Origin of the sequence: Spirosoma arboris (genome assembly GCF_009754945.1) — a bacterium.
GTDB lineage: Bacteria > Bacteroidota > Bacteroidia > Cytophagales > Spirosomataceae > Spirosoma > Spirosoma arboris.
The window spans coordinates 1-15,229 of record NZ_WPIN01000037.1; the positions used below are offsets into that span (position 1 = coordinate 1).

Consider the following 15,229-nt stretch of genomic DNA (forward strand, 5'->3'; position numbering starts at 1 on the left):
CTGAATTTCAACGAAGATGCTGGTGGCACCGACGAGTAAAGTAACGATGCCAATAAGCAGGGCCGAATTGGTTTTCCCGGAAAGCCCTACACTTTTGATCATATCCTGAATTTGTTTGGCGGCTTCCTTGCCCACCAAGCCGTTAATCTGGCCAAAGATCTGCCCCTGAATGGCTTCCTGTCCCAGGAAAATCCCCGCCAGGGCTATGATTAGGACCAGCAGGGGAGCCAGTGAGAAAATCGTGTAGTAGGCCAGAGCGGCACTTAGCTTGAGGCAACGATCACCCAGAAAGCCATTAAACGAATCGCGTAAGACGATCCAGGCAGTAGGCCAAAAACTATTACCTGCCTGAGCCTTAGGCTGGGTAGGCTTCTGCGGCATAGGGATTGAGTCGGCGAATATGGCCTTATAAAAGCGGGTCAGCAGATTGGCCATGGGTACGACGATCCAGATAAACACCGAAAGCTGCCTGCAAACTATGCTAACGTTTAACAGGCAGTTTCCTCTTTAGAGATAACTCTAACCTGGAGAAGTTGTTCAAGCACCGAATTGACCAGTTAGGTAGAAGCAACTAGTTCACTGGGGTTAGCCCGTGACGGCACGCTGATTCTATACTACGGATAAATTATGGATCGTATCTTTACAAGCCTCGTAAACTACCCATAATATTTATAAAATAAGAGCAAAAAAAATAGTATTTTTTTAAGTAGAATCAGAGAATGGACATCACCGTTGAACTCGTAGGATCCGTATTGGGTGGCCTGATTGGGCTGCTAAGTGGGTATATAATGAATGTACGTCGGCAGCGCCGGGAGCTAAAAAAGAGTCATGACGAACTTTTGAATTTGTTCCGCGAAATGCAACTGGCTCACCAGGCGGATGCCCGGGATTATGAAAAGTGGCATCAGGAACAGCTGAACTACATCAGCACGTGTCAGGCCCAAATTCAGGCCAGAAACGAATCCATAGCGAAGTTGACCAGCCAGCTTAATTCGCTCAAACAGGTGCATTTAAACTAGACACAAGAGCTTACAGTATTGAATCGGTACTCAATACGATAGTTACGTTACTCTGTTAAGCATGGTTGGCCTACCTCCTGAGAGGTCGCTTCACTACCCGGCAAGTTGGTCTAGTCAGCTACTGTATAGCGTACCTGAGATTAGCTCCTTTGTGATTAGGAAATCACCGCCGTAATCAACTTGGCAATGAAAAACTAGACAATTTAGCCCATGGGGGTTTAATCCTTACTCAACGATACGAAAAACATTTCTAAAAAGGCCAAGGATCTTTACTAGAATCTTGGCCTTTTTCGGTCCTCTCCAGATGGTCTGTACTAAACCAACTCCCTAGAGTTTATTTCCGCTCACGAACTCGTTTGACAAAACTATCACTGGGCTTAAAGTAGGGAATAGCGTGGGGTGCTAGGGTGATGGCCGTGTTACTTTTAATGTGACGCGCTACTTTCTGAGCACGCTGCTTGAGCACAAAGCTTCCAAAACCCCGCACCTATAGAGGTTCCCCTTCGATTAAGGCCGTTTTGACGCTCGTGAAAAAAGCTTCTACAATAGTTTGACTGGTTTGAAGATTAATCTCCGTCTGGTCGGCGATTCGACGCAGTAAATCTTGCTTGGTCATAGTTCTCGAACGCGCTTTGCTAGGATTGGGAAGAACTGATAGGCACTGTGTTGACAGGCGAGGGTCGGTTATATTCCGCCTAGTTAATACTTTTTTTTGATAGGTTTTCCTTAACGAGTGGATTACACTGCCGAATCGCACGGCTAGAGATTTCGCGCTGGCACAAAGTAGGTAATTTCGTTTCCGATTGACCACCCCTTGTACTTTTCAAATCGAGCTAATGGACCAGTGGGGGATCAGTCGTTACCGTTCGAGCCTTAGTTAGGCCCATCCTGTTGCCTCTATTATTTTGACTAGATGGTAGGTCGACAACTATGATTTGTACCTAACCGCTTATCCACGAAACGGCTACTTTTAGCTTCTGTTTTAACCTACGAAGTAGTTCCAACTGCTTAGTAACTTTTAGTAGTCTTAAATTATATGAGCCATACCCGCAACTATCAGGTAGGTAAAGGTTACGATTTAAATCCCCATTATGTCACAAAAGCTTTTTTTGTATGCGTGACCGGATTCTACATGAAATCGCCATAATTTGCCGAGCGCAGGGATTTGAAGGCGATACGAGTGTTATTTTGTCTAAATCACCAACCAGTATGGCATCGGCACTTCGCCTATTAGGAGTAGATAACCTAATCATTGGTATTGTAGCGAATTGGGGAGATAGCTGGTGTGACGATGAAGTATTGGCAATGTTGAAATCTATTAATGATACGGGTACTTTATAAAAAAGCCTTCTAATATATGCGTGACCGGATTCTACACGAAATAGGGATCATTTGCCGTGCAGAAGGCTTAATGGGCGATCTTAGCCACCTACTAGCTAAACCACCCTTGGTTATGGCTATACGTCTAAGTCAATTAAAAGTAAATATTGTGGTTACCAGCATCATTGCGGGTTGGGGCCAAGAGCTTACCGATCAGGAAGTATTATTCCTTTTAAAATCCATTAACGATAAAGGGCTTCCCTAAAAATCCTTGCAGAGTGGCTACGGATTTTTACCAGAGTGGGTCGTGGCCTGAAAACGTATCACCTGCTCTGGTGAAACCATAGGAAAGTTTCTGTCAGTACCTTACTAGCAGCCCAGTCTAAAGCTGGGCTAGGCGCTCATCATAAGCCACAGCCTAAAAAATAGAAATCGCTACAACCTATTTACAGGTTTCAGAGTCATGATGACTCTATCGGGATGGAAGGATGAGATATACTAACTACCTAAGGCTATGAGAAGGCTATACTGGACATTGACTAGCGTCTTACTTTATTTGCTAAGCGCCTGCCAAAACGATTTACCGATTGAGCTAGCTGATTCGGATTATTTAATCTTCGGTCATTTCTACGGGGAGTGTGGAGGAGAAGCCTGCATTGAAATTTTCAAACTGGAACAAAGCCGTCTACTGGAAGATAAGAACGATCAATATCCCAGTGCCAGTGGTTTTTATAAAGGTGACTATGTGGCCTTGACTCAAACGCAATTTGCCAGTGTTTGTGATTTGATCGATAGCTTTCCTGAGGCCTTACGTAAGGAAACTAAGCGGGTTATTGGTCAGCCAGATGCAGGGGACTGGGGCGGCTTATATATCGAATTAACCTACAAGGGAAGCCGCCAGTTTTGGTTGATCGATCAGGCCAAGCGGAATGTACCCACTGAGTACCATAGCTTTATTGATAAAGTGAATGAAAAAATTAAGTTATTACAGTAAGCCTAAAGCAGCTTAGTGGATTCCTGGGAATCTGGGTTTCTACTTTGATGCATCCCGGGCTGATACATCCCAGGACTTCTCATCTGGTTTATTAGGCAGCTAAGTGCAAGCGGCTACGGGTTGCGGCTATTCGATCAGCGAAATCCTAGTGTTTGTAAAGAAAATGGCTCGGTTGGTCAGTGGTTAACCGAGCCATTTTAGCTGGATTAATACTACTAGCAACAGGTCATATAGGCTTCTTAGTGGAATCAATCATTGACGTACGAAGGCTGAATCGATGTGCATCCAATCTCATAGGAGACCATTTAAAGAGCGCTCCCTAGGAGGATTTAATTGGAATAGGAACTTGGTAGTGGGCTTAAAGAAGACTCTACTGGCCTCGATTTACAGGAATTTTGATGAACAAATGCTTTGACTTGTATCGGCTTTCTGTCTACCTTCACCTTCTAGGGCTGTAGAGGCTGCCCAAAGCAAAAAATGACCTCCTGAACTGGCGAGCCTTAGATACGGATGAAACCTATTCTTTCCCCTGGTGATCAGGTGAGCGTCGGGCAGACCCTGAAAGGGTTTTATCGGGGGCGTTATCTGGCCACAGTAATTCGCTGGACTAGTAGTGGTCAGTTACGGGTTAAGTCCCGTGAAACGGGTAAGGAGAAAGTTATATCCGCACAAAACGTCAATAAAGTAACCGACAGTCCAACAGGAGTCTAGACGACTACCCAACTGTGTCTTTGTTTACTTTAAGCGGGTTCTTCTCTAGAATGAGGTGCATTCGTATTTTTACCCACTTCATGGCTAGGGGACCCTTTCAGGGATCAAAACAAGAGCGTCACCGCATACTCAATCTTTTCCAAAAGAGCCATTAAGGCCGCTTCCATCCTGACTAGATCACTACTGGTATAGACCTGTCGTAACCTGGTTAACTCCGTTCGGGCCTGTTGATCCAACACCGCCCAGGCATAGGTTTGGTTAGCATTCTGGGGATAGAGCAAGTGTAAGTGCTGAAACAATCCCTCCAGGCGGGCAAAAGCTGATTCAATCTCGGAGAGATCAGGCTGAGGGCTAAGGGCTTGAATATAGTCATTCTGAGCCATGATCTGAGCCAGCAGAGGGTTCATAGCGCTGGGGATTGGAGTACGAAACAATTTAACTAGAAGCGGTAAAGACGCCCGCTATAATCTAGTTATACGTCAAATCAAGCAGGATAGATTCTTAACGTGAGCTGATTAACGGAGGAAGCCTCACGCTGGCTACTGATGATTAATCTGTTTGTGGTAGGAAATTCGGTTAAACAACTCGGCTTCTGATCGGTTACTTTTTAGCTGATTTGAGTCTGAGCGGTGCTTTCTCCACCAGCAGGGTAGTGAACTCTAGCCGCCAAGGTCGGGTCAAGCACCAGGCCTTAGGCTGGTCTGAGCGAAGCGATACGTTGACCTCATCTGCCTCCATGCCTTTCTATCTAAAGCCTTTGCCCCCCAATACCCCTGATCTGGGGGATTGGCCTCCGCTTCGGGTTTACACCAACAATACGGGTGCGCAGTGGCTGTCAGTAGCGGACTTGGTTTATTTAGAAGGGGAAGCCAATTACACCTGGCTGCACTGGGCCGATGGGCGGCGACTACTAGTAACTAATCTAAGTTGCGAGATAGTCTGGTTCAATATATGCCTCATCAATGGCATAAGCTAGCACAAATAAGAACACTTTCAGCAAGAAACCTTTAGCCGTGACGGCATGGATTTTGCGCGGAAACAGATGTTCAATCTGACTAATAACCGTCTCGATAGGCTTACGAAAGTGCTTTTTTAAAAATCGCTGCCAAGCTTCATCAGGCCGTTTCGAGTTGCACTTGCGATGAATCCTCAGGCTAATTTGGTCACACTCGGCATACAAATCCTCCTGTTCATAGTTAGTGTAGCCGCTGTCGCCATAGACGATGCTACCGGCGGGTAAATCCAACTGCCTAGCTTGTAAGGCGGTGCTGTCATGAAAACTGCCTCCAGTCACATAACAGTCCACCGGTTGACCAGTCGCCGTAGTGATGAGTTGGATCTTAAAGCCGTAGAACGGGGCCGCCCGCGCGGTACTCTTTCTTGGCTTCATGATAGCCGTGATACGATCTACCTGTGAGGAGTTTACTAACCCCAATCCGGCAGTTACGACAAACGGCTACTGGAAAAGAGTCAATGATGTAACGAGCGGATGTATTGAGTTCTTTTAAGGCCAAGCCCATAGCCTGAAAGACCAGCAACAGAGTGGGTTCTAACCGATGTAATCGCCGATGGAATCCAGACTTGTCGATCATCTGACAACCCATATGGTGTTGCCTATAGTCACAGGCACGGGCCTGGTTACCATAGAAGGACAGGGCCGCCATAAGGGCAGTGGTAGCTACCTCAGCATCATTGAGTTTGCCATGAGGGTCAGTTTTTGGGCCCATAATTTGGAACATATCATCGAGTAGGCAGTAAATTGCCAGTGCCTTGTCAGTCATGTGGGTGATCGTTTAAAGTGTCAGCCACTCTAAAGCGACCTCACTGACTGACGGGGTTCATATCTCGCAACTTGGGTTAGTAACTACAACACTCAAACGAGTGGAGGCTCAGTTACCACCGGCTTACTTCCTGCGTTTGCATCGTCGGTATGTGGTCAATCGGCAATTCATTGAGCAAGCCAAGCTCACGTTTGGTAAACCGATGGTTCATCTGGTCGGCGGCATGCATTTACCCATTTCCCACCGTCGCTGGATGGTGCTTCGTTCGCAATTCACCCTGCGGTAGCCTACTCTGGTGAAACTGTTAGGCAGGTTAATGACAAGCGAGTTTGGTGATAAATAGGCCCTAAGTTGATTGATCATCGGCTGATCATCTATAAAATGAGCTCTTAGATGACTAGGCGGCTGGTGGCGGAGTTAATTCATGACCTAGTTTCCTGACCCGGGTTGGCACCACAGTTTTGACGACCCCACTTTCGTCGAGCTTGATGGTCAATCGCCCATAACTGGTCCAGCCAAGCACCACTGCTTCACTCCGGCTCCTCAAGAAGCCTTTCACCATATTAGCTACACTGACGCGATCACCGGCAGAAAAGATAGGGTTCATAGATAGAGGTTTAGCTAGGGTAAGATACAAAAAAGTTCGATAGCATAGCGATTCTTCCCGTCTTTTGCCCAAACCCTTTGCTGTTTTCGGTGTTGCGAGCGGTTGCCAGTGATCGGGCAATATCACGGATGGATTTACCCTGTTGTTTGAGTAGCAGTATTTGGCGCAGTAGGTGCATAGTAACTCGGTGATTAGCCATAGTCGGGGGTGGGTCAATTACCTCCGAAAACTACAGCAGTGACGCGATTCCTACTCGAAAAAGGGGTGGGTCAGTTATGCCCAAAATGCCTGGGTTGGCATGCTGCGTACTAAGTGGGTCAGTTTACTCCGAAATACTCACTTAATTAAGGGGTCACCCCTTCAAGAATGGCTAGGCTTGTGTACATACCCATAAGAAAATCGAGTCGCTTAGACGCCTAACAAGTCAGGCCACCTCAATCTAAAGTGGCCTGCCCTAATTCTGTTTTATGAAATCCATTTGCATGCTATAACCAGATTCGGGGGTATTTGCGCCTTTTGCCCCAAACTGACCTAACGGGACTCTTAAGCCAGACTGATGCCCAACTCGATCAACTCATTCAACCACCCGTGGCTACCCCACCGGCTGACGGTCGATTAGCTGAGTTGCTAAAGCGGCTGCCTGCTATTGATCGCCAACTGGCCTGTATAGGCGTCACACGACATGATCTGTGGTTAGACTATAGGGGCGAACAACCCGATGGCTATCAGTATACTCAGTTCTGTCACCATTATCGACAATGGCGCCAGACTCAGCAGCTATCCATGCACTTCGAGCATAAAGCGGGGGACAAAGTGTTTGTCGATTTTGCGGGTAAACGTCTATCGCTTGTTGATCAATTAAGTGGGGAAGTAAAGCCGGTTGAGTTCTTCTTGGCCGTGTTAGGGTGCAGTCAGTTGACCTATGCTCAAGCCGTTGCTAGTCAACGCACGGAAGACTTTATCGAGGCACTACAAAATGCCCTACGCTACTTTGGTGGAGTGCCCGCAGCCATCGTACGGCAGCGGCCGACCGTCCGATAACCTCAAGGCCGCCGTCATCCGTGCTGATCGGTATGAACCCCAGATTAATGAGATGCTGAGCGATTTTGCCCTCCACTATCAGACGACGGTTCTGCCCGCTCGCAGCGGTAAACCGCGGGACAAGGCGCTGGTGGAAGGAGCAGTTAACATCCTTTATAACCGGGTGTATGCTCCGCTTCGCAACCAGTTATTTCACCGGCTCGAAGAACTCAACGCAGTCATCCTGGAACGGGTCGATGCCCATAATCAGATACTCTTTAGCGGCAAAGAGTACAGCCGACGAACTCGTTTTGAGGCTTATGAGCAAGTACATCTGAGTCCCGTACACACCAGTATCTATCAGATCAAACACTATCTGGTAGCTCGTGTGCAGAAAAATTGTCACGTACTGCTCTCGGAAGATAAGCATTATTACAACGTCCCCTACCGCTACGCCGGCAAGCGAGTTCGACTCATCTTTACACAATATACCGTCGAGATCTATGCCCATTATGAACGGATTGCCATCCACCAACGGGACAGAAGTAAGTATCACTACTCGACCACTAAAGATCATTTACCCAACACCCAGCAGTGGGTGACTGATTGGAACCCAGCCTCCTTCATTCGATGGGCAGGCCGCATTGGAGCTCAAACTCAACGCACCGTTGAAGTAGTATTAGGCAGTCGGGCTCATCCCAAACAAGCCTACAAATCCTGTCAGGGCATCCTGAGTCTGGAGAAGAAAGTAGGAGTGGATCGACTGGAGCGGGCTTGTGAGCGGGCTCTTTGCTACCAAAGCGTCAGCTACAAAGTCATCCGCTCTATCCTGGAGCGAGGTCTGGATAGCTTACCTGAATCAACGCCTAACCTGATTGCAACCGCTCACGAGAATATACGAGGATCAGCCGCCTGCCAATAATGACAAAGGGGAAAGAAAATAAACCAACAGGACCATGAATAACCAAGCAACCCTGGACCGATTACGTGAACTCAAACTAACGGGCATGTTCCAGGCCTTTGAGGCTCTTTTGCAACTGCCAGTTCACCAGCAGCCAGCGGCTGATAAACTACTGGCTCAACTCACCGATGCCGAACACGAATATCGCCAGCACCGTAAGACCCAGATGGCCATTCGGGCGGCTCGCTTCCGCTATGCGGCTTCGCTGGAAGAGCTGCACTACGGCGCTGGCCGGAATCTAGATAAGACAGCCATCCTGCGTCTGGCCGATTGTCGCTTCATTGATCGTTCGGAGAACATTTTCCTGACGGGTGCTACGGGCTGCGGGAAAAGTTATATAGCTTCGGCCCTGGGCTATCAGGCCTGTCAGTTAGGCTACCGGGTTGGCTATCACAATCTGATCAAGCTCTTGCAGCGCCTACAACTGGCTAAAGCCGACAGCTCTTACCAGAAAGAGATGGGTCGACTGGAGCGGCTACACTTACTAATCCTGGATGACTGGGGTCTCCAGCCTCTGGACCAACATGCTCAACTAGCCCTGTTGCAGATCATGGAAGATCGGCATGGGAAAGCAGCTACAATTATTACTTCTCAATTGCCGGTTAGCAAATGGCACGAGTACATCGGTGATCCTACTCTGGCCGATGCCATCCTGGATCGGATCACTCACAAAGCCCATCGACTGGAGTTGAAGGGTGAATCGATGCGTCGTAAGCAACGTATTATCACAGATAACTAATGATCACTAACTTTGAGTGATTTCTACTCGAAAAGGGGTGGGTTAGTATGCTCCGAAATACCTGGGTTAGCATCTCCGTAATATATAATTAAGGCAAGTGCTGATTATGACGGTATAGCCAGATGAGCATGGCTATATAGAGAATAGCTACCATAAAGGCCACGATGATAAAGGAAGGATGTTCTTTGAGCGGTTTCACGGCACAAGGGCTCAACCCGTTGGGTTTTACATTAAGTAATGTATAGGTTTTTTTCTTGATCCAGGCTATAGGAGGTTGGCTAAGCCCACTAGACGGGCATTAAGTCGATTATAAGAGCCATCGAGTATTAAAAATGCGGCATCAGCCTCATCCACATAGCTAGCAACACCATCGCGATCAGTATGGAGACCAATATATAGAGTAGGTTCGATTTATGAAGTATGGCTAGACCACTGGCTATAATCACTATTGGCATAACGACAACGATAATCAGCAGGCCCGTCCCTAGTAGTTCTACTAGCTTATATAGTCGGTTACCTGGCTGCTTCATGGGGTGATTCCTGTGGCCCTCTTACTAACTTACGAGTAATAAAGAAAAATTGCAAATAAGCCAAACGGGTCTGGAAGGATTGCTATCGGTATAGGAAGTGTAGAAAGTGAAGGCTCAAAAACATTCTTTTTATTTTTTCCTGCCATGAGTCGTGGCTAGTGGTGATAAATTGCCCGATGCCTATCAGCGCTTTTTTTATTTTCACTTGCCTCCCGTCTTAGGAGAGTGTCGTAAATAACCTTTTTAGGCGAGTTTGGCCGGTCTAAGTTGGATCTGGAACCGGTAATTTTAATCGATTGTCTGCTTATGCAGTTATAGGAAGTAGCCACTAAATGCTATAAGCCATGACCGAACCGACCTACACGGAAATCCCCGACACCTCAGACAACAACTATTGGGAATCTAAAGTCAATGATCGCAGCACAACCTTTGTCCCCAAAGACAAGAAGCTGCATCTTTTCCTAAAACGTAAAGCCTGGGCGGTCATTCAAGCTTCACTGACCAAGAAAAATAGGAAAGGCTCTAGCTATTGAGTGGGCAAGTCTGAAGGGTCTAAATGACTACCAGCCATTTAGTTGAATGATTGTACTTATTCACGTAATGAGCTCGCAAAAAAGCGCAACCCAGGATTAGTCGGGTTGCGCTTAACTCTGGTTAAAAAGAAAAGGATTGTTTCTTTAAAATCGGTCAACCTACTAAAAGTTCTAAGCGACAAGTCAGTCAACCGTGATCCGTTAATCGCTTCCTTCTAACTTGACCAGCTTGTTGTATACCCCTAAGGGGCTGCCCATTGGCCAATAAACAAACTACGTTTGCGGTCGCCCGTAGCTTGTAAGTATAGCGAAACGCCCATTGAACCCAGCGCTGCCCACAGGAAAATATCTGAGGGTAATTTGGCCGTTTGTTGTTCAATCGCTTTGGTCACTGGCCCCTCTTTGTGTGCTGAATTGGTTGAATCAGCCATCATCGTAGATTAAAAGTTGAATAATGAGCTTACAACGGAATGTTCGCCATAAGGTTTATACCGTGCTCCCCTTAAGTAAGCTCTCATGCAAGAATGTTAATGCACAGGGAATCCAACTAGACCTCTTGCTCCGGGGGCATACCAGCTGGTACTGTTAATTACTATGAGTGCTGGTACAATGAACTAGGCTAATCAGTGAGCGTTATTTGTGTAGAAAGGGAAGCTTGGAAAGCCTCTTTTTCCTGCCGTCAATTTGAGGCCTTGACTTCCCTCAAAAAAGCGCAACCTGACCGTCAGGTTGCGCAGGTTAACGCAGAAGAATACGGGAGGATGGAAAGAAGGAAAGTGCGGGAACGGTCTAAATTACTGTGCGTCAAGTCGTATCCTATCTCTGTTCATTTGGTCGGTATGAATCCAATCATTTCTCCTAGTGATAGAGATAGTTCAGACACATCACAAACGGCTTAGCTAGACGTTTTAGTGGTAGGCAACACCTGGGATAGAATAATCCTGAATGCCTCATCGTCCACACTAAGACGCCCCTGTAATAGTTTATCCATCACAGCGGTAAGCACTAATAGTAAGCCCAACAATACGACCAGTAGAATCGTAGTTACTTCGGCCTGCTTATCCTTAGGCAAGACAGTAGCTAAGTCGTTTACAGCTGGCGAAATTGTTTCTGGATACGGTTCACACGTCGGCGCGAAATGGCCACTTGAGCCTGGTCCTGCATGATGACGTAGCTAGTAGACTGTGTGTACCGGGCGGGCTTAATCTGGCTGACGAAGGCTGGATTCACCAAGGCCTGCTTATTAGTCCTTAGGAACGAAGGCCATCGATGTTCAAACCATTTCAGGCTGTGGCTAGAGACGACGACTTGTCCACTGAGCAAATGAACACGGCTATAATTGGAGTAACCAGTCAGATAGAGCACGGTCTGGGTATCAAACGAGTCAACAGGGCGTTTCTTAAATAGTTGTTTTGCCATACATATTAACTTATGCTGACAGAAACCTACTAAACTATTCTTATAATTAAACTACAAGTTGCATAGAAAATAAATTGTGGAACTAATAAAACATGGCCTATAGCTAAACACAATATGATGACTTTAGCCTTAAGAGATTATGTTTTCTCCGGCCTACTAGTATACCTACGCGTGTAATAAGCGCATGAACAAAGAAGCTCAATAAGAGCGCATTCGCTTACGGTCTGGCAATAGGGCTATCACCCTGCTACTTTTTGATTGATGTAAGCGCTCAGTGGTCCTGGAACGTTGGTACCAATTCGTATGGTTCGCGCCTTTCCTTTTAGCGTCAACTCAATTGCATCAAAACCAGATACAATATAGAGCGTAAAAGCCGAACCTACTCGAATTCCCCAATCCGATCATACCGAATTTCTCACCACTTTTGCTCCCATCACTTAGTCAAGGGGGATGCTGCGCCGAATGAGGTCAATGCCAAAGGCGAAGTTAATGCTTTGGCTAGTTACATCAACATCCAGTTTGTAGAACAAAAGTAGAATGAGTCCTAGTAGGGCCAGGACTGGCTTCGTATCAGCGGTGTTGAGCCACCCAACTAGTAAAGCAGCCGCCACTAAAGTGATCAACGTTGACCTACCGATTTGGGAGACTTTCATTTTAGTACAATTTGGTATGATAGGCCACCTATATTGATCTTATTGGCTGACATAGCCTAGCCCCCCTTCTAGTTGCAACAGACTGGTATTGGGATAGTTTGAATAAACCCAGCTTTTATACTGCAAATCAATAAAATGGTAATGGCCTTACGTTTCACAGACTCTCTATATATTACCCGCTCTGGGTGGATCAGCAAACGGGTGTTCAATGCGTAGTGGCCAACACGCAAGTGGAAAAGGTAGTCTAATAGAAAGTACTGAAAAAGAGCAGCTTTCATTTGGTCGACCAAACGGAGGGTATGATCTGGTGGGAATATATTCTCCAATAGTCGGCAGGAATAACTGGACTTTCTGTTTATAAAATTGTATATTTTGCCCTTCTTATAACAAACCTTTCGAATGCACTCTCGTCGAAACTTCCTCCGCCAGCTCGGCGGATCTTCTGCCCTACTTGCAGGTGGCGCATCGTTATTGATTCCCGATCAGGTGGATGCCCAAACCTATCGCCAAAGCTTACTTGAAAGCATCAAACCGCGTTCAGCCGCCGATTCCATTAATCTGGCCTTGATTGGCGCAGGTATCATTGGCCATTACGACCTTGACTGCGCCCTCAAAGTACCCGGTACGAAAGTAGTAGCCATAGCCGACCTTTACCAACCTCGTCTGGAGCGAGCGAAAGAAGTTTGGGGCAACAACCTGCTCATCACCCGCGACTACCGCGAAATTCTCATGCGCAAAGAGGTAGATGCGGTGCTCATTTGCGTACCCGACCACTGGCACGATTACATCGCCATTGACGCCCTGAAAGCCGGTAAACACGTTTATTGCGAAAAGCCGATGGTGCACCATATTAACGAAGGCTATGCGGTTATCGAGGCACAAAAGAAGTCAGGCAAGGTTCTCCAGGTGGGTAGTCAACGGGCGAGTGCATCGGCTATTCTCGAAGCGAAAAAACGCTACGAAGCGGGCGATATTGGTGAGTTGACCGCTGTGGAAGCGTTTTTGGATCGGACCGATGCGCTTGGTGCCTGGCAGTATACCCTGCCGCCCAAGGTGGATCCCAACGATTTAGACTGGAACACATTCTTAGGCGATGCGCCTAAACGACCATTCGAGCCCGTTCGTTTCTTCCGGTGGCGGAATTATAAGGATTACGGCACGGGAGTAGCGGGCGATTTGTTTGTACATTTGTTAACGGGTTTGCATACCGTAACGGGGAGCCTGGGCCCATCCAGCATTTATGCCTTGGGCGATTTGAACTACTGGAAAGACGGCCGCGATGCTTACGACCTAGTGACGGCTCTGCTCAATTATCCGCAAACGGAAAAGAATGCTTCCTTCCCGCTAGCTATGCGTGTGAACTTGGCAACGGGGGCTGGTGGGGATATTCACACCCGGTTGGTGGGCACAACCGGCGTCATTGACATTGGTTGGAATTCGTTTGTGATGAACCGGCTCAAGCGTCCTAACGCACCTATGTACAGCAAAGGCTACGATGCGTTATTCACCTACCCACAAGCTATGCAGGATCAGTTTGTGAAGCAATACGACGAAAAATTCCCGGAAGGCCAATTTGTGCGAGAGATAAAAAATGAGCCTGCCGTTTCCTTCGCAGCTCCCGAGGGTTATGATGACCGGCTGGACCACATGATTGTGTTCTTCAATGCCATTCGTGAGAACAAACCATCGCTGGTCAAAGAAGATGCCGAGTTTGGCCTACGAGCAGCTGCTCCATCCCTGGCCGCCAACTTAAGTGTTGAACAAAAGCAGGTCATCCATTGGGACCCCGTTGCTATGAAATTGGCGAAGACGGCTTAATGAATGAGGTGAGATTAGTTTGTCCTACTGAGGCAGAAGCATCCTGAGGTTTCCTAGCCCAAACCAGCCTGAACACTTTAAGCCGCCTTGTGCTTTAGCGTGACGGTTTTTGTACTATTTTTTTAATGCATCCGATTAGGCAAGAGGGTGGCTATAGGCGGCTCTTTTTCTTTGGCGTAAGTTATGATAGACAAACGCCCTACAAATGACATACAAAATATACACTGGAAAGTATAAAATGGTGTACCGAAATGGTACTACCTTACCCTGTGTACGCAAGGGGGCTTACACAGGGTAACAGTGATCGACCACTGATAAAGGTATTTTTCACCCCTTTTAAAAACATCTTAGAAAGCTAACAGTCGGCTCATATACCTAATGGCCAAGAACGTGTTGCATCTTTAGCATATCAGCTAATTACCTATATTGCGCCCGGATTAAAAATAGTTGCTACTAAGCTAAAAATGCTGACGCTATTAGCACCAGCATTTAGATCTAACCCATAAGAACCCGCCTAATCAGGCGATCAGAAGGTGAAGCGTTTGTTGAGCCGAAAAGTTAATTTATTTACTTATCGGTAACATTAAGTACCTCTACTGTGCTTCTTTAATGACTCACGATACCTACAGACATGTTCTTGAAAACCTGGAATCCAGTGGTTGTTGGTTTGTAAATAACGATCAGGTTCCCGATGGTAAAGTGGGCTGGGTTGTTCCCAGTACGCCACAAGAGACAAAAAGCTTCGCTAAGCTGAAATCTTCGTTATTGAAGTTAGGCGTTCTAAGCCATGAAATCGAGTTGGCACCTGCTCACAATTGTCCTTATCCAAACTCTTTTCTGATCTACCTTTTACTGCCTACTAAGAGATAGTAGATGAGCGAAATCAAAAAAGGCAGCTGACACTTAAGTAAGTATCAGCTGCCTGGTTTCCTTGAAATTTAACTGTAATACACTTCTATTACTGGCAAAGCAGGTGGTTTGTTACCGATACTGAGCCAATGGGGAATTGTCTCCTTGACAAGCCTTGCCAGGTTTTTACCCTGACTATCCGCTAAATGCTGTATATTGCTTTTGTAGTCAAGTTATACAATGTTATACATAGGAAACGCTAGTCTCGCTGGGAT

18 protein-coding genes and 3 pseudogenes are annotated in these 15,229 nt (G+C 46.7%); 11 read left to right on the forward strand and 10 right to left on the reverse strand.

Going from position 1 to position 15,229, the window contains the following annotated elements; genetic code table 11:
• The coding region (locus GO755_RS40095) for a YihY/virulence factor BrkB family protein (RefSeq protein ID WP_227687286.1) at positions 1 to 381 on the reverse strand (381 nt) is incomplete at its 3' end.
• A 338-nt stretch (positions 382 to 719) separates the two neighbouring features.
• Between GO755_RS40095 and GO755_RS40100 the strand changes: the two genes are divergently transcribed.
• Positions 720 to 1,019, forward strand: a complete 300-nt coding sequence (locus GO755_RS40100) for a hypothetical protein (RefSeq protein ID WP_157591077.1) — start codon at positions 720 to 722, stop codon at positions 1,017 to 1,019.
• Positions 1,020 to 1,353: 334 nt separating this feature from the next.
• Here GO755_RS40100 and GO755_RS41700 read toward each other — a convergent pair.
• Positions 1,354 to 1,635 (reverse strand): annotated as a pseudogene (locus GO755_RS41700) (HU family DNA-binding protein).
• A 497-nt stretch (positions 1,636 to 2,132) separates the two neighbouring features.
• On the opposite strand from GO755_RS41700, the gene GO755_RS40110 reads away from it, so the two are divergent.
• The 4 genes from GO755_RS40110 (at position 2,133) to GO755_RS40120 (ending at position 4,044) form a co-directional block, all read left to right on the forward strand.
• A complete protein-coding gene (locus GO755_RS40110) occupies positions 2,133 to 2,360 on the forward strand; it encodes a hypothetical protein (RefSeq protein ID WP_157591078.1) in 228 nt (75 codons plus the stop codon).
• A gap of 16 nt (positions 2,361 to 2,376) precedes the next feature.
• Entirely contained in the window at positions 2,377 to 2,604 is a 228-nt protein-coding gene (locus tag GO755_RS41175) for a hypothetical protein (RefSeq protein WP_198175079.1), read from the forward strand.
• A gap of 249 nt (positions 2,605 to 2,853) precedes the next feature.
• Positions 2,854 to 3,333, forward strand: a complete 480-nt coding sequence (locus GO755_RS40115; RefSeq protein WP_157591079.1) for a hypothetical protein — start codon at positions 2,854 to 2,856, stop codon at positions 3,331 to 3,333.
• A 510-nt stretch (positions 3,334 to 3,843) separates the two neighbouring features.
• Positions 3,844 to 4,044, forward strand: coding sequence for a hypothetical protein (locus GO755_RS40120; RefSeq protein WP_157591080.1), 201 nt, complete (start codon positions 3,844 to 3,846; stop codon positions 4,042 to 4,044).
• A gap of 104 nt (positions 4,045 to 4,148) precedes the next feature.
• On the opposite strand, the gene GO755_RS40125 is transcribed toward GO755_RS40120, so the two are convergent.
• Positions 4,149 to 4,451, reverse strand: a complete 303-nt coding sequence (locus tag GO755_RS40125) for a hypothetical protein (protein ID WP_157591081.1) — start codon at positions 4,449 to 4,451, stop codon at positions 4,149 to 4,151.
• A 515-nt stretch (positions 4,452 to 4,966) separates the two neighbouring features.
• Positions 4,967 to 5,825, reverse strand: a pseudogene (locus GO755_RS42350) (IS982 family transposase).
• A 61-nt stretch (positions 5,826 to 5,886) separates the two neighbouring features.
• Between GO755_RS42350 and GO755_RS40135 the strand changes: the two are divergent.
• Positions 5,887 to 6,111 (forward strand): LytTR family DNA-binding domain-containing protein, encoded by a 225-nt coding sequence (locus tag GO755_RS40135; protein WP_317166052.1) that lies wholly within the window; start codon positions 5,887 to 5,889, stop codon positions 6,109 to 6,111.
• 111 nt (positions 6,112 to 6,222) lie between these two features.
• Here GO755_RS40135 and GO755_RS40140 read toward each other — a convergent pair whose 3' ends face one another.
• Together GO755_RS40140 and GO755_RS40145 are read right to left on the reverse strand one after the other, a co-directional pair.
• Positions 6,223 to 6,432, reverse strand: a complete 210-nt coding sequence (locus GO755_RS40140; protein WP_157591083.1) for a hypothetical protein — start codon at positions 6,430 to 6,432, stop codon at positions 6,223 to 6,225.
• Positions 6,433 to 6,442: 10 nt separating this feature from the next.
• On the reverse strand, positions 6,443 to 6,631 hold the full coding sequence (locus GO755_RS40145) for a hypothetical protein (RefSeq protein WP_157591084.1): 189 nt from the start codon (positions 6,629 to 6,631) through the stop codon (positions 6,443 to 6,445).
• Positions 6,632 to 6,939: 308 nt separating this feature from the next.
• Here GO755_RS40145 and GO755_RS40150 point away from each other — a divergent pair, with 308 nt between their 5' ends.
• The 4 genes from GO755_RS40150 (at position 6,940) to GO755_RS40165 (ending at position 10,215) form a co-directional block, all read left to right on the forward strand.
• A complete protein-coding gene (locus GO755_RS40150) occupies positions 6,940 to 7,473 on the forward strand; it encodes a hypothetical protein (RefSeq protein ID WP_157591085.1) in 534 nt (177 codons plus the stop codon).
• Positions 7,409 to 8,374 (forward strand): Mu transposase domain-containing protein, encoded by a 966-nt coding sequence (locus GO755_RS40155; protein ID WP_157591086.1) that lies wholly within the window; start codon positions 7,409 to 7,411, stop codon positions 8,372 to 8,374. The genes GO755_RS40150 and GO755_RS40155 overlap by 65 nt, the downstream gene beginning before the upstream one ends.
• 34 nt (positions 8,375 to 8,408) lie before the next feature.
• Positions 8,409 to 9,152: an IS21-like element helper ATPase IstB gene (gene istB / locus GO755_RS40160; RefSeq protein WP_157591087.1), complete on the forward strand. Its 744-nt coding sequence runs from the start codon at positions 8,409 to 8,411 to the stop codon at positions 9,150 to 9,152.
• Positions 9,153 to 10,026: 874 nt separating this feature from the next.
• Positions 10,027 to 10,215, forward strand: coding sequence for a hypothetical protein (locus GO755_RS40165; RefSeq protein ID WP_157591088.1), 189 nt, complete (start codon positions 10,027 to 10,029; stop codon positions 10,213 to 10,215).
• A 201-nt stretch (positions 10,216 to 10,416) separates the two neighbouring features.
• Here GO755_RS40165 and GO755_RS40170 read toward each other — a convergent pair.
• From GO755_RS40170 to GO755_RS40185, 4 genes and pseudogenes are all read right to left on the reverse strand, one after another.
• Positions 10,417 to 10,646, reverse strand: a pseudogene (locus GO755_RS40170) (hypothetical protein).
• Between the two features lie 464 nt (positions 10,647 to 11,110).
• The gene (locus tag GO755_RS40175) at positions 11,111 to 11,287 is read right to left on the reverse strand and encodes a hypothetical protein (RefSeq protein ID WP_157591089.1); all 177 of its coding nucleotides are present in this window, start codon (positions 11,285 to 11,287) and stop codon (positions 11,111 to 11,113) included.
• Positions 11,288 to 11,304: 17 nt separating this feature from the next.
• Positions 11,305 to 11,634, reverse strand: coding sequence for a LytTR family DNA-binding domain-containing protein (locus GO755_RS40180; RefSeq protein WP_157591090.1), 330 nt, complete (start codon positions 11,632 to 11,634; stop codon positions 11,305 to 11,307).
• A gap of 437 nt (positions 11,635 to 12,071) precedes the next feature.
• Positions 12,072 to 12,287, reverse strand: coding sequence for a hypothetical protein (locus GO755_RS40185; RefSeq protein WP_157591091.1), 216 nt, complete (start codon positions 12,285 to 12,287; stop codon positions 12,072 to 12,074).
• 399 nt (positions 12,288 to 12,686) lie between these two features.
• Here GO755_RS40185 and GO755_RS40190 point away from each other — a divergent pair, with 399 nt between their 5' ends.
• Positions 12,687 to 14,105, forward strand: coding sequence for a Gfo/Idh/MocA family protein (locus GO755_RS40190; protein WP_157591092.1), 1,419 nt, complete (start codon positions 12,687 to 12,689; stop codon positions 14,103 to 14,105).
• The last annotated feature ends 1,124 nt before the right edge of the window (positions 14,106 to 15,229 follow it).